This is a genomic window from Leisingera sp., from assembly GCF_034669605.1.
Classification (GTDB): Bacteria; Pseudomonadota; Alphaproteobacteria; order Rhodobacterales; family Rhodobacteraceae; genus Leisingera.
Map to the genome: position 1 here is coordinate 1 of NZ_JAXMOX010000148.1, position 12,087 is coordinate 12,087.

The window sequence follows — 12,087 nt, forward strand, 5'->3', positions numbered from 1 at the left end:
CTATGGTGCCGGCGATGTCGGACTGATGGGAGAGGTCGCCCGCGCCGCTCAGGCCGCAGGGGCAGAAACCTTCGGCGTGATCCCCGGCCATCTGGAAAAGCGGGAAGTCGGTAAATCCGATGTCAGAACCTATGTCGTCACCGAGACCATGCATGAGCGCAAAAAGGTCATGCTGTGGAACGCCGATGCGGTGGTTCTGCTGCCCGGCGGCGCCGGGTCGCTGGATGAGCTGTTCGAGGCCCTCACCTGGCGCCAGCTGGGCCTGCATGACAAGCCGATCGTGATCCTGAACACCGCAGGCTACTGGGACAAGCTGCGCGAGCTGCTGAACCATATAGTCAGCCAGGGTTTTGCCGGTCAGGACACAGCGGATTATCTGATTTGGGCCGACACTCCGGTAGCAGCCATTGCCGCCCTGCGCGACGCCCGCTCCTGACGCAGAGCCGAGAACGAAAACACCGCAACCGCACTCCAGATCAGCGCAAAGGCGGCGCTGTGCCAGGGAGTGAACGGCTCGGAAAAGACCAAAACCGCCACCAGGAACTGCAGCGTCGGGTTCAGATACTGGAGCACCCCGATGGTGCCCAGCCGCACGCGTTTTGCAGCATAGCTGAACAGGATCAGGGGCAGCCCGGTCAGGATACCGGAAAACGCCAGCATTGCCGCGTCGGCAGTACTGCCCAGAAATCCAGCGCCGCCAGTCAGCCAGATCACCGCCAGCGCCACCGGCAGGATCAGCAGGACCTCGGCGGTGACCGATACCACCGGACCCAAAGAAAGTTGTTTTTTGGCAACGCCGTACAGAGCAAAGCTGCCACCAAGAACCAACGGGATCAGAGGCGCCGCCCCTAATCCGAATGACAGCACTGCAACCGCCAGTGCCGCCAGTCCGACAGCCGCTCCTTGGGTCCGTGTCAGCCGCTCACTGAACACCTGCCGTCCCAGCAGCACGCTCAGCAAAGGAAAGATGTAATAGCCCAGGCTTGCTTCGGTTGCGTGGCCCGTCTGCACTGACGAAATGAAGACAAACCAGTTAAGCGAGATCATCGCCGTTGCTAGGACCAGAAACACCGCGTTGCGCTTGGTGCTCAGCGCTGTTCCCAAGACGCCGATCCGGCCCTGGAACAGGAGCACGCCAGAAAAGAACAGGAACGACCACAGCGCGCGGTGCGACAGAACCTGCTCCGGCGGCACATGCGACAGGGCCTTGTAATAGATCCCCGACAGGCCCCAGACCAGGCAGGCTGCGATCATTGCCAGAATACCCTTGCCAGCGTCACTCATCTTTGCCTCCCAGCCTCAGGTTCCCGCCGCCGGCCTGTTGTGCGCTATACGCGCCGGCCGCCCGGCGAAACAAGAAACGCCCGGTCGGATGACCGGGCGTTCCTGACGTTGATCTGCCTGCAGATTACATCCGCGAGGCGACGTTTTCCCAGTTCACCAGATTGTCCAGGAAGTTGGTCAGATAGGCCGGACGCTTGTTGCGGAAATCGATGTAGTAGGAGTGTTCCCACACATCGCAGCCCAGCAGAGCAGTCTGGTTGAAGCACAGCGGGTTGACGCCGTTTTCGGTCTTTGTCACCGCCAGCGAGCCATCGGCGTTCTTGACCAGCCAGGCCCAGCCGGAGCCGAACTGGCCGGCACCTGCAGCGGAGAACTGCGATTTGAACTCGTCAACCGAGCCGAATGACTCCACCAGCGCCTTTTCCAGCTCGCTTGGCATTGCGCTGTCGCCAGGGCCCATCATTTCCCAGAACTGATTGTGGTTCCACAGCTGCGAGATATTGTTGAAGATACCATTCTGGGCAACTGAACCGGCGTCATAGGTGCCTTTGATGATTTCTTCCAGCGACTTGCCGTCCCACTCGGTGCCGGCGATCAGCTTGTTGCCGTTGTCGACATAGGCTTTGTGGTGCAGGTCGTGGTGATACTCCAGGGTCTCGGCCGACATGCCTTTGGCGGCCAGGGCGTCGTGTGCATAAGGAAGATCGGGAAGTTCAAAAGCCATTTGGGCCCCCTGTAAAATAAGATTACGTTCCTGATCAGATACATGCTGTGCGGCGGGTTTCAGGTCAAGTGCCAAGGCCCCATTTCCCTGCAAGGTTTATGTGCACAAAGGCTGAGCCTGCCCGGTCCGGCTGGTGCTATGCTGATCTCAGACTCTCCTACCGATGCATTTACCGCTGCCGCGCGGCGCGTTGTGAGTTCCCCTGAACATCGGACACTGACGTAAGCTGCGGTTTGTTGTCTGCTGATCTTTAACGCGAAGGAGACCAGCAATGCCGAAACGGAAGAAACATCGCCCCATTTTCAAAGCTAAGGTCGCGCTGGAAGCGTTGAAGGGCGAGCCGATTATCCGCGATCTGGCCAGTCGGCTCGGCGTTCACCCGGCGATGATCCATCATTGGAAACACACCTCTATCTGTTGCCTGGCCTGAGGGTGACGCGCCCCAACCAGGTGGGCGGCCGGCATCACCTACCTGCCAATGCGCAAGGGGTTCCTGTATCCGGCCGCCATCATGGACTGGCACAACCGCAAGGTGCTGGCCTGGCGTATCTCAAAAACGCTGAAAACCGATTTCAGCGTGGAACCGCTGAGCAAGACCATCGCCAGGCTCTGCCCATCCGTGATCATGAGCACCAACCAGGGCAGCAAGTTCACCTCGCTTGACTGGACTGACCGGCTGCGCGATCCCGCTTGCGTATCTCGATGGATGGCAAAGACCGGTTCCTCGACAATTTCTTTGTCAAGCGTCTCTGGCGGTCGCTGAAATACGAATGCGTCTACCTGTACGCCTGGGAGACCGGATCAGAGGCAGAGGCCGGTGTCGGCAAAGGGATCGAGTTGTACAACTGCAGGCGCCCATATTCCGCCCCTGGCGTCCCCCCAAGCTTGGCCTATTGGCTGAGATAAAGACAAACCCAAACCGGTCAGCAGGTGCAGAGAGCAGCTTAAGTATCGCCGGAACTTGCCCAAAGATCAGGGAGTTGCTCAGTGATGCTTCTTCCTTCCGCCGCTGCGGCGGACGCGGTTGCCAGCAGAATGCGCGCATCCAGTAGCAATCGGTTCATTCAGGTTGTTCCATTCAGCCTGCTGCGCATGTGATGCAAGCACGCCAGTTCCAAAGCAATTGCAATCAATGACTGCATTGCAAACAACACATTTCCGCCCAAGGTCTGGCGGGCGCCTAGTTCCGCCCGAGGCGGTTCTGAGCTACCAGCGATAAAGACGGCTCCCTGCGGCATGAGCCCCAACCGCGCGGCGGCTGCATCGTGCTGCCGACGTTGATCGATTGAATGCTCATCTTCAGGTTTGCAGTGTTCAGGGCGGCCCTGAATCGCGGCTTTGCCCGCCCGCTGTCCGTCAGCATCGGTAACGACCAGCTAAGCGCATAGGTTGTCGCGCTGCGCTGCGAAACCCTGGCTGATACAGACACCCCAAACGCCGCATCGGTGACCTTTGCGGTCGTGAAGTCATCAGAAAATCGCACGTTGATACGGCCAGGTATCCATGACGCGCGGGAAATCGGTTGCAGGTCGCATTGAAAGCTGCCTTCCGCCCGGGCGCCCGCCCCGGATAACGTTAAAACCAGTGCTAGAATTCCGTATGCAGGCACGCTCATAAGCCGCTCCCTGTAACTTATTTTTCAAACAGCCTCTCCCTCCACCGTGAAAAGGCTTTTCAATTCAATCAATTGCAATCAGTGCTAAGGAGCAATTCCAGGGGCATCCAAATATATAAAAACGGTGCCCCGAAGGTCTCCAGGGCACCGTAAATGACGCGTCATAGCGTCACAAGCAGAAAGAGGGTGAAAATTTTAGTAAACACCCACCTTGCTTTGTGGATGTGCCGCTGTGCTCAGAAGTTTGAACACATACTCTCCGACAGAGCGGAAGCAGACGATGTAAAAGCAGCCGTCTTCATGCAGCCAGAAGGCGCCCGCCACCTGCGCCAAGCGCGAGCGGCGGAACTGGCCTGCCTTAAAGGCCGCCGCGTCAAAGTCCACCGGGCTTACTTTGCCCAGCACCTCGCGCGCCCCTTCACCCGAAACACGGAAGAAGGCACGGGCGTCAGAGACGTTCACCGCCAGTGCATGTTCGCCCGCCAGTGCCGCGGTCACTTCCGCGGTTTTGGCGACTGCATCCTCATAGGGCACCAGCAGCAGCAGCTCATCCGGCGACATCCAGGCAGCGGCGCCGTTTTCGGCAACCGTGATGCTGCCCTGGCCCGGAACCCCGGCGCCGGTGGCGGCTTTGACAGCCGCTTTCAGCGCGGCAGACCCCAGATCGCCACGCAGGGTGATCATCCCCTGCAGGCCCGCGTCCTCGACCTTGGCCAGGCCGGAGAAATGTGCGCCGTTCAGTACGGAAACAGCCTTAGACATTCTGCTTCTCCCCTTCCTTGTCGTAAAAGACCGGATCAACGATCTTGGCCTTGTAGGTCTTGCCGTCGGTGCCCGGGAATTCAACCACTTCGCCCATCCGCTTTGGACCGTGCTTGATCAGGCCCATTGCGATGCCGCGCCCCAAGGTCGCGGAATAGTAAGTTGAAGTCACCCGGCCGATCATGTTGCGCTGGCCGTTGGCATTGACGCCTTCACCCAATGCATAGGCGCCGTCCGGAAGCACCGAACCGTCCACAGTCTCCAGACCGACTAGCTGCCAGCGGTCGGGGTCTGCCATGTGGCTGCGCAGCTGGGCGCGTTTGCCAAGGAAGTCTTCCTTCTTCTTGGAGATCGCCCAGTGCAGTCCCAGATCCTGGGGGATCACGGTGCCATCGGTCTCGTCGCCGATCATGATGAAGCCTTTTTCGGCCCGCAGGATGTGCAGGGTCTCGGTGCCGTACGGCATGACGCCGAATTCCTTGCCTGCTTCCATCAGCGCATCCCAGAACGCTTGGCCTTCGGAAGCCGCAACCGCAATCTCGTAGGACAGCTCGCCCGAGAAAGAGATCCGGTAGGCGCGGGCATCGAAGCCGCCGATCTGACCGTCACGCCATTCCATGAACGGCAGCGCCTCTTTCGACAGATCCATGCCCCCGCCAGCTTGCGTGTTCAACTTCTCCAGCACCTTGCGGGCGTTGGGGCCGACCACGGCAACCTGGGCGTACTGCTCAGTCACGTTAGCGACATAGACCTTCATGTCCCACCATTCGGTCTGCAGCCATTCTTCCATGTGGCCATGGATGCTTTCGGCACCGCCGGTGGTGGTGTGGCAAAGGAAAGTGTCCTCGTCGATGCGGGCAACAACGCCGTCATCAATCAGGAAACCGTTTTCCGAGCACATCAGGCCATAGCGGCATTTGCCGACCTTCAGCGTGGACATCATGTTGGTATAGAGCATGTCCAGGAACTTGCCTGCGTCCGGCCCTTTGACAATCAGCTTGCCCAGGGTCGAAGCGTCCAGCAAGCCGAGGTTCTCGCGGGTGTTTTTCACCTCGCGGTTCACCGCGGCATGACGGTCCTCACCCGGTTGCGTGATGGCAAACGGGCGGCGCCACTGGCCAACCGGTTCCCAATCCGCACCGTTCTTGTCCATCCAGTCATAGATCGGCGTCTTGCGCACCGGCTGGAAGATTTCGGCCCGCGCCTCGCCAGCGATCGCACCAATGGAGATCGGGTGGTACGGAGGACGGAAGGTGGTGGTGCCAACCGACGGGATTTCCGAGTTCAGCGAGTCCGCAAGGATCGCCAGACCGTTGATGTTGGACAGTTTGCCCTGGTCGGTGGCCATGCCCAGCGTGGTGTAGCGCTTGGTGTGCTCGACGCTTTCGTAGCCTTCGCGCGCAGCCAGCTGCACGTCGGAGACTTTCACGTCGTTCTGGTAGTCCAGCCAGGACTTCATGCGCAGTTTGATGTCCGCCTTGGCCGGCATCAGCCAGACCGCTTCCATCTGCACTTCATCCTCGGAGACACCCTTGGCAGCCGCCACGGATTTCGCCGGGAAGCCAGCTGCTTCAGCCGCTTTCGAACCAGCCGCAGCTGCGTCTTCCAGCAGCGCGCCCAGGCCGAACTCGCCGTTTGCGGCACCTGCCGGTACCACAAAGCCGTTGCCGTCATGGCCCAGCGGCGGACGGGAGGCGTCCGGGCGGAAGTTTGCGTTTTTCTCGTCCCAGATCAGCTTGCCGCCGCAGTGGGACCACAGATGGACCACCGGCGACCAGCCGCCGGACATGGCAACCGCATCGGCCTGCACGACCTCACGGGCACCGCCTTCGCCGTTCTGGGCGCAGATGGAGACCTCGGTCACGCATTTGCCGTCCTTCACCTTGGCGATGGCACGGCCCAGCTCAACCCGGATACCCTTTTCGCGAACGGCTTCCATCAGCGCGCCGCCGCCGGTTTCGCGGGTATCGACCACACGCACCACTTCGACGCCGGCCTCATGCAGCACCAGTGCGGTGCGATAGGCGTCGTCGTTGTTGGTAGCAACCACAACCTTCTGGCCAGGGTTCACCCCCCAGTTCACCACATAGTCGCGCATCGACCCGGCCAGCATCACGCCCGGCACGTCGTTGCCCGCGAAGGACAGCGGCCGTTCAATGGCACCGGTTGCGGTAACGATCTGGCTGGCGCGGACCCGCCACAAGCGGTGGCGCGGACCGCCCTGGCCCGGCGCGTGGTCGGTCAGACGCTCATACCCCAGGGCATAGCCGTGGTCATAAACGCCTGACCCCATGCAACGGTCGCGCAGGGTGACGTTGTCCATCGCTTCCAGCTCAGCCAGGGTCTTAGCGATCCAGGCGTCAGGCGCTTCACCGTCGATGGTGCCACCGTCAACCGGAGCGCGGCCGCCCCAATGGTTGTTCTGCTCCATCACCAGAACCTTGGCGCCGGTGGCCGCTGCCGCCTTGGCCGCTTGCAGTCCGGCAACGCCGCCGCCGATGACCAGCACATCCGCGAAGAAGTAGAAGTGCTCGTAGGTGTCGGCGTCTTTCAGCTCTGCGTCAGGTGCCTTGCCCAGACCGGCAGACTTCCGGATGATTGGCTCATAAACGTGTTTCCACAGCGGACGCGGGTGGATGAACATCTTGTAATAGAAGCCAGCAGTCAGGAACCGGCTCAGCTTGTTGTTGATCGACAGAACGTCGAACTCCAGGCTCGGCCAGTGGTTCTGGGAATTTGCCGACAGTCCCGAAAAAAGCTCGGTTGTAGTGGCGCGCTGGTTCGGCTCGTAACGGTCACCGGTTCCCAGCTGCATCAGCGCATTGGGCTCTTCCGAACCGGATGCGACAACACCACGCGGGCGGTGGTATTTGAACGAGCGGCCCATCATCACCTGGCCGTTGGCCAGAAGAGCGGAGGCCAGGGTATCGCCGGCAAATCCTTTCATGGATTTGCCATTGAAGGTGAAGGCGATCTGTTTGGAGCGGTCGATCAGCCGGCCGTGCTTGGCAAGACGCGTGCTCATGTGCGCAGACCTTTCAAAGGAAAAGCAGGTGTTTCAGTCAGGCGGCGGATCATTTCTGACCGTCCGAGAATTCGCGCCAGGTCCAGCCCGGGCGTTTGGCAGTGATCTTTTCCATGATCTCCTGCGTCGGCACGCTGGTCTGGGCAGTGTAGGTGCCAAAGACCTCCAGTGTCATGGTGCAGCGGGCAGCGTGGAACCACTTGCCGCAGCCATTGGCATGGCGCCAGCGTTCAAAATGCACGCCTTTGGGGTTTTCGCGCATGAACAGGTAGTCATGAAACTCATCATCCGTGGAGCCGGGGCCAAAGCGCTTCAGATGCGCTTCGCCGCCCGCGGCCAGTTCGGTTTCTTCGGCTTTGACGCCGCAATAGGGGCATTCAAGGATCAGCATGGTGCTTGCTCCGTAAAATTGAATTTTGCAGCGTTAGTGCGCCACACCGGCAGCGACGCTCTCGTCGATGAACTTGCCTTCCTTGAAGCGCATCATCGAGAACTCTTCGGTCAGCGGCGAGTGGCCAGTGGCCATCAATTCCGCCATTGCCCAGCCCGAGCCCGGGATCGACTTAAAGCCGCCGGTGCCCCAGCCGCAGTTGACAAAGCAGTTCTGCACCGGAGTTTTCGAGATAATGGGAGAGCGGTCTCCGGTCACATCCACAATGCCGCCCCACTGGCGCAGCATCTTCAGACGGCTGACCATCGGGAAGGTTTCGACCAAGGCGCGCACGGTTTCCTCGATATGGTGGAACGAGCCGCGCTGGGTGTAGTTGTTGAACCCGTCGGTGCCGCCGCCAATGACCATCTCGCCCTTATCGGACTGGGACATATAGCCGTGCACGGTGTTGGCCATCACAACCACATCCATGCAGGGTTTGATCGGCTCGGAGACCATCGCCTGCAGCGCCACGGATTCCATCGGCAGACGGAAACCCGCCATTTCCGACAGGACCGAAGCATTGCCTGCAACCAGCATCCCCAGCTTGTCGCAATCGATCGGGCCTTTGGTGGTGTCGACACCCACGGCGCGGCCGTTCTCGGTGCGCACGCCGGTAACTTCGCATTTCTGGATGATATCCATGCCCATGTCGGAACAGGCCCGTGCATAGCCCCAGGCCACCGCGTCATGGCGGGCGGTGCCGCCGCGTTCCTGCCACAAGCCGCCCAGAACCGGGTAACGGGGGCCGTGCAAATTGATGATCGGCACCAGTTCCTTCACCCGCTCCGGGCTGATCCACTCGGTCGGAACACCCTGCTGCAGGTTGGCGTGCGCCGTGCGCTTGTAGCCGCGGATTTCATGCTCGGTCTGGGCCAGCATGATCACGCCGCGCGGGCTGAACATCACGTTGTAGTTCAGATCCTGCGACATCGTCTCATAGAGGCTGCGCGCCTTTTCATAGATCGCAGCAGACGGATCCTGCAGGTAGTTCGAGCGGATGATGGTGGTGTTCCGGCCCGTATTGCCGCCCCCCAGCCAGCCTTTCTCGATAATTGCGACATTGGTGATGCCGAAGTTCTTACCCAGGTAATAGGCAGTGGCAAGGCCATGCCCGCCCGCCCCGACGATGACAACATCGTAATGGCGCTTGGGTTCAGGCGAGCGCCAGGCGCGCTCCCATCCGGTGTGATAGCGCAGGGCTTCCCGCGCGACGGCAAAAGCTGAATAGCGTTTCATAAGCGAATCCGATGGTTCGTGTCTGCTAGCGGGTATGCCTGAAACGCATGGCAGACCAGCGCCGTTTATCGTCCTCTTTCTGAGCTATTGCGACATATACAGCGCTCGTATTCCGACAGTCGGTGTCCGGGCGTGGCAGTTTGACCCTTTTGTTCGCCCGCCCCCGGATATAGATGAAAACCAAACCACGGAGACGGCATGATTTTCTGGACAGTCACCGCCCTGATCGCGTTCTCGGCAGCCTTTTTGCTGGCTATGATCCTTATTCGCGCCCGCACTGCGGGTGAACCCGCCGCGGCCTACGACTTGCGCGTCTACCGCCAGCAACTGCGGGAGGTGGACCGGGATCTCGCCCGCGGCGTCATCAACGCAGGCGACGCCGAACGGATCCGCACCGAGATTTCCCGCCGCATCCTGGCCGCAGACACGCAATTGCAACAGGCGCAGTCAGGCCGCTCGCAGCCCCGGACTCTGTCTTTGGTTATTGGCACAGCCACGGCGCTGCTGATCACTGGCGGAACGCTGGGGATTTACTGGCAGCTGGGTGCGCCCGGTTATGGCGACCTGGGCCTGAAGGACCGTATCCAGCTGGCTGGCGAACGCGCCGAAAACCGCCCTTCCCAATCCGAAGCTGAAGCCGAAGCGCCCGACCTGCCCAAGCCCCAGGTTGAAGAAGGCTATGTCAAACTGGTGGAGCAGCTGCGCAAAACCGCGGGCCAGCGCGACAACGACGCCCAGGGCCAGGCCCTGCTGGCCCAGCATGAGGCCAACCTCGGCAACTTCAAGGCCGCCTATGCCGCCAAGACCAACTACATCCGGCTGGCGGAGGGTCAGGTCAACGCCCGCGACTTCACCGAGCTGGCCGAGCTGAAAATCATGGCTGCCGCCGGCTATGTCTCTCCCGAGGCCCAGACCGACCTGCAACAGGCACGCGCCATTGATCCCGCACACGGTCCGGCCCGCTATTACTGGGGCCTGATGCTGGGTCAGATCGGCCGCCCGGACCTCGCCTACCGCGAATGGGCTGCAACCCTGCGTGACGGCCCGGCGGATGCGCCGTGGATCAAGGGCATTCAGGGCCAGATCGAGGAGATGGCCTTCCGCGCAGGTGTTGAATACCAGCCAATCCCTCCTGCCGGCGGAACCGCCCCTGCTCTGCCCGGCCCCAGCGCCGAAGACATGGCGGCTTCCAGCGGGCTCAGCGCCGAAGACCGGCAGCAGATGATCCGCGGAATGGTCACCCGCCTGTCCGACCGGCTCGCATCCGAAGGCGGCTCGGCCGAGGAGTGGGCCCGGCTGATCGGCGCCCTCTCGGTGCTCGGCGACAGCGCGCGTGCCCGCACGGTCTATGACGAAGCCCGCGGCGCCTTTGCCGCCGACCAGGACGCACTGGAGCTGTTGGAAACCATCGCCGCCCAAACAGGGATTGCAGAATGATCCACGACATTTTCGAAGAATTTGCCGCCGCCCTGCCGCCGATGTGCGCGCTGATCGGGCTGGACCTTGGCACCAAGACCATCGGCGTTGCCGTCTCTGACCGGATCGGCGCGGTGGCGACTCCGCTGGAAACCGTGAAGCGCAAGAAGTTCACGCTGGATGCCGCCCGCCTGCTGGAGATCATCCAGGCACGCGACATCAGCGGCATCCTTCTGGGCCTGCCCCGCAACATGGATGGAAGCGAAGGCCCCCGCTGCCAGTCCACCCGCGCCTTTGCCCGAAATCTGGGGCAGCTCACCGAGCTTCCGATCAGTTTCTGGGACGAACGTCTCAGCACTGTGGCGGCAGAAAAAGCGCTTCTTGAAGCAGATACGACACGCAAACGCCGCGCAGAGGTTATCGACCACGTCGCGGCCTCCTATATCCTCCAGGGTGCATTGGACCGGATGCGGCATTTGAAAAACGGGTGAATGATGACTGACGACGTATGGAAACGGGACGAGATCCAGTCCCCCTGCATCAAGATCTGCGTCGTCCACCCGGAGGCGCGCATCTGCACCGGCTGCTACCGCTCGATCGACGAAATCCGCGACTGGTCGAAGATGACAAATGAAGAACGCGCTGGCATCATGGACGACCTGCCAGCCCGTGCCAGCACACTGGTCAAGCGCCGCGGCGGCCGCAGCGCACGGCTGAAGCGCCGCTGACGCCGCGCGCGGCTCAGCCCGCCGCCAGCCAGGTCTTGGCGCTACCCGCCTCATCACTGGGAAAGAACCGGGTTTCCGCATCCAGGATCCGGCCAGCGATCCGCTGCGCCATATGCTGCCAGCCTTTGTCGCCGACCACGGCAGCGCGGTCCAGCAGCCCCACATGTGTCCGCGCCAGCCTGAAATGCGCCGCCATTGCCGACAGCCCTTGCCAGCCGTCGAACTCTGTCAGATCAAGCAGCAGCCGGAACCCCTCGCGCTCCCGCAGTTTTTCATCCAGTTCGCGGCCTGCACGCTCATAGACCTCCGGATCGACCTTGCCCATCAGCTTGATCTGCAGACAGGACCCGCCAAGATCGGTGACATGCACCGCGCCCAGAGACTCCCGCAGCCAGCGGCGCGCCTCGTCGGCCTCGTCCGAAGCAAAGACCTGCACCGGACAGGGCAGCAGCGGCGCTGCCACGCGGATCGCTGTTTTCACCCAGCTTTGATCCGCGGCCACCGCGCAGCGGTCAAACCCGCGCCAGTGCCCAAGGCCCAGTTTCGTATCCGCCCAGGCAGCGGACAGATCGAAGCCCTCGAAGCCCTCGTCCACCACCGCCAGAACCCTGATCCGGTCATGCTCCTTCAAGGCCGCCTCGACGGCGGGCACGACCGTTGCCTCGTAGTCCTCGCCGCGAATTCTGCCCGACATGCGAATTTCAATCAGCGAGCCGTCCATCTGTGTGTCGATATCAATCATCTCAATCACCCTTTGCTCACAATGCTGGTCCAAGCCTACAGCCTCAGGCTGCTAGGGTCCAAGCGGGTGGTCTGCATCTGCTGCGTAACCCGGCAGCTTGCCGCTTACGGGAGGGCAACAAT

At 61.4% G+C, this 12,087-nt stretch carries 14 protein-coding genes and 1 pseudogene; 7 read left to right on the forward strand and 8 right to left on the reverse strand.

The genetic code is table 11. From position 1 onward, the window contains the following. On the forward strand, window positions 1–436 hold a 436-nt coding region (locus VOI29_RS16990; RefSeq protein ID WP_323781255.1), incomplete at its 5' end, for a TIGR00730 family Rossman fold protein. Here VOI29_RS16990 and rarD read toward each other — a convergent pair. Both rarD and VOI29_RS17000 read right to left on the reverse strand, forming a co-directional pair. Next, complete coding sequence (rarD, locus tag VOI29_RS16995; RefSeq protein ID WP_323781258.1) at window positions 373–1,284, reverse strand: EamA family transporter RarD; 912 nt, start codon at window positions 1,282–1,284, stop codon at window positions 373–375. The two genes, VOI29_RS16990 and rarD, sit on opposite strands and share 64 nt — an antisense overlap. A 124-nt stretch (window positions 1,285–1,408) precedes the next feature. Next, window positions 1,409–2,008, reverse strand: a complete 600-nt coding sequence (locus tag VOI29_RS17000; RefSeq protein ID WP_323781261.1) for a superoxide dismutase — start codon at window positions 2,006–2,008, stop codon at window positions 1,409–1,411. A 271-nt stretch (window positions 2,009–2,279) separates the two neighbouring features. Between VOI29_RS17000 and VOI29_RS17005 the strand changes: the two genes are divergently transcribed. The 3 genes and pseudogenes from VOI29_RS17005 (at window position 2,280) to VOI29_RS24690 (ending at window position 2,914) form a co-directional block, all read left to right on the forward strand. After that, window positions 2,280–2,438 carry a transposase gene (locus VOI29_RS17005; RefSeq protein ID WP_323781264.1) on the forward strand — a complete coding sequence of 53 codons (159 nt, stop codon included), beginning with the start codon at window positions 2,280–2,282 and terminating at the stop codon, window positions 2,436–2,438. A 21-nt stretch (window positions 2,439–2,459) separates the two neighbouring features. Further along, window positions 2,460–2,771 (forward strand): annotated as a pseudogene (locus tag VOI29_RS17010) (hypothetical protein); the annotation flags it as partial. Beyond that, window positions 2,711–2,914: a hypothetical protein gene (locus VOI29_RS24690; protein ID WP_416361555.1), complete on the forward strand. Its 204-nt coding sequence runs from the start codon at window positions 2,711–2,713 to the stop codon at window positions 2,912–2,914. The pseudogene VOI29_RS17010 and the gene VOI29_RS24690, both read left to right, overlap by 61 nt. A gap of 274 nt (window positions 2,915–3,188) precedes the next feature. Here VOI29_RS24690 and VOI29_RS17015 read toward each other — a convergent pair whose 3' ends face one another. From VOI29_RS17015 to VOI29_RS17035, 5 genes are all read right to left on the reverse strand, one after another. Continuing rightward, window positions 3,189–3,623: a hypothetical protein gene (locus VOI29_RS17015; protein WP_323781265.1), complete on the reverse strand. Its 435-nt coding sequence runs from the start codon at window positions 3,621–3,623 to the stop codon at window positions 3,189–3,191. A 195-nt stretch (window positions 3,624–3,818) separates the two neighbouring features. Next, window positions 3,819–4,385 (reverse strand): sarcosine oxidase subunit gamma, encoded by a 567-nt coding sequence (locus tag VOI29_RS17020; protein WP_323781266.1) that lies wholly within the window; start codon window positions 4,383–4,385, stop codon window positions 3,819–3,821. Further along, window positions 4,378–7,410 (reverse strand): sarcosine oxidase subunit alpha family protein, encoded by a 3,033-nt coding sequence (locus VOI29_RS17025; RefSeq protein ID WP_323781267.1) that lies wholly within the window; start codon window positions 7,408–7,410, stop codon window positions 4,378–4,380. The genes VOI29_RS17020 and VOI29_RS17025 overlap by 8 nt, the downstream gene beginning before the upstream one ends. Before the next feature lie 49 nt (window positions 7,411–7,459). Next, window positions 7,460–7,801 carry a sarcosine oxidase subunit delta gene (locus tag VOI29_RS17030; protein ID WP_323781268.1) on the reverse strand — a complete coding sequence of 114 codons (342 nt, stop codon included), beginning with the start codon at window positions 7,799–7,801 and terminating at the stop codon, window positions 7,460–7,462. A gap of 33 nt (window positions 7,802–7,834) precedes the next feature. Continuing rightward, on the reverse strand, window positions 7,835–9,079 hold the full coding sequence (locus VOI29_RS17035; protein ID WP_024089838.1) for a sarcosine oxidase subunit beta family protein: 1,245 nt from the start codon (window positions 9,077–9,079) through the stop codon (window positions 7,835–7,837). A 198-nt stretch (window positions 9,080–9,277) separates the two neighbouring features. Here VOI29_RS17035 and ccmI point away from each other — a divergent pair, with 198 nt between their 5' ends. From ccmI to VOI29_RS17050, 3 genes are read left to right on the forward strand one after another with little or no spacing between them, the layout of a single operon-like run. After that, on the forward strand, window positions 9,278–10,516 hold the full coding sequence (ccmI, locus tag VOI29_RS17040) for a c-type cytochrome biogenesis protein CcmI (protein ID WP_323781277.1): 1,239 nt from the start codon (window positions 9,278–9,280) through the stop codon (window positions 10,514–10,516). Next, window positions 10,513–10,986 (forward strand): Holliday junction resolvase RuvX, encoded by a 474-nt coding sequence (gene ruvX, locus VOI29_RS17045; RefSeq protein ID WP_323781280.1) that lies wholly within the window; start codon window positions 10,513–10,515, stop codon window positions 10,984–10,986. The genes ccmI and ruvX overlap by 4 nt, the downstream gene beginning before the upstream one ends. 3 nt (window positions 10,987–10,989) lie before the next feature. Then, window positions 10,990–11,223 carry a DUF1289 domain-containing protein gene (locus VOI29_RS17050; RefSeq protein WP_323781283.1) on the forward strand — a complete coding sequence of 78 codons (234 nt, stop codon included), beginning with the start codon at window positions 10,990–10,992 and terminating at the stop codon, window positions 11,221–11,223. A gap of 13 nt (window positions 11,224–11,236) precedes the next feature. Here the strand turns inward: VOI29_RS17050 and VOI29_RS17055 are convergent, their stop codons facing one another. After that, window positions 11,237–11,965, reverse strand: coding sequence for an STAS/SEC14 domain-containing protein (locus VOI29_RS17055; RefSeq protein WP_323781286.1), 729 nt, complete (start codon window positions 11,963–11,965; stop codon window positions 11,237–11,239). Window positions 11,966–12,087: the final 122 nt, after the last annotated feature.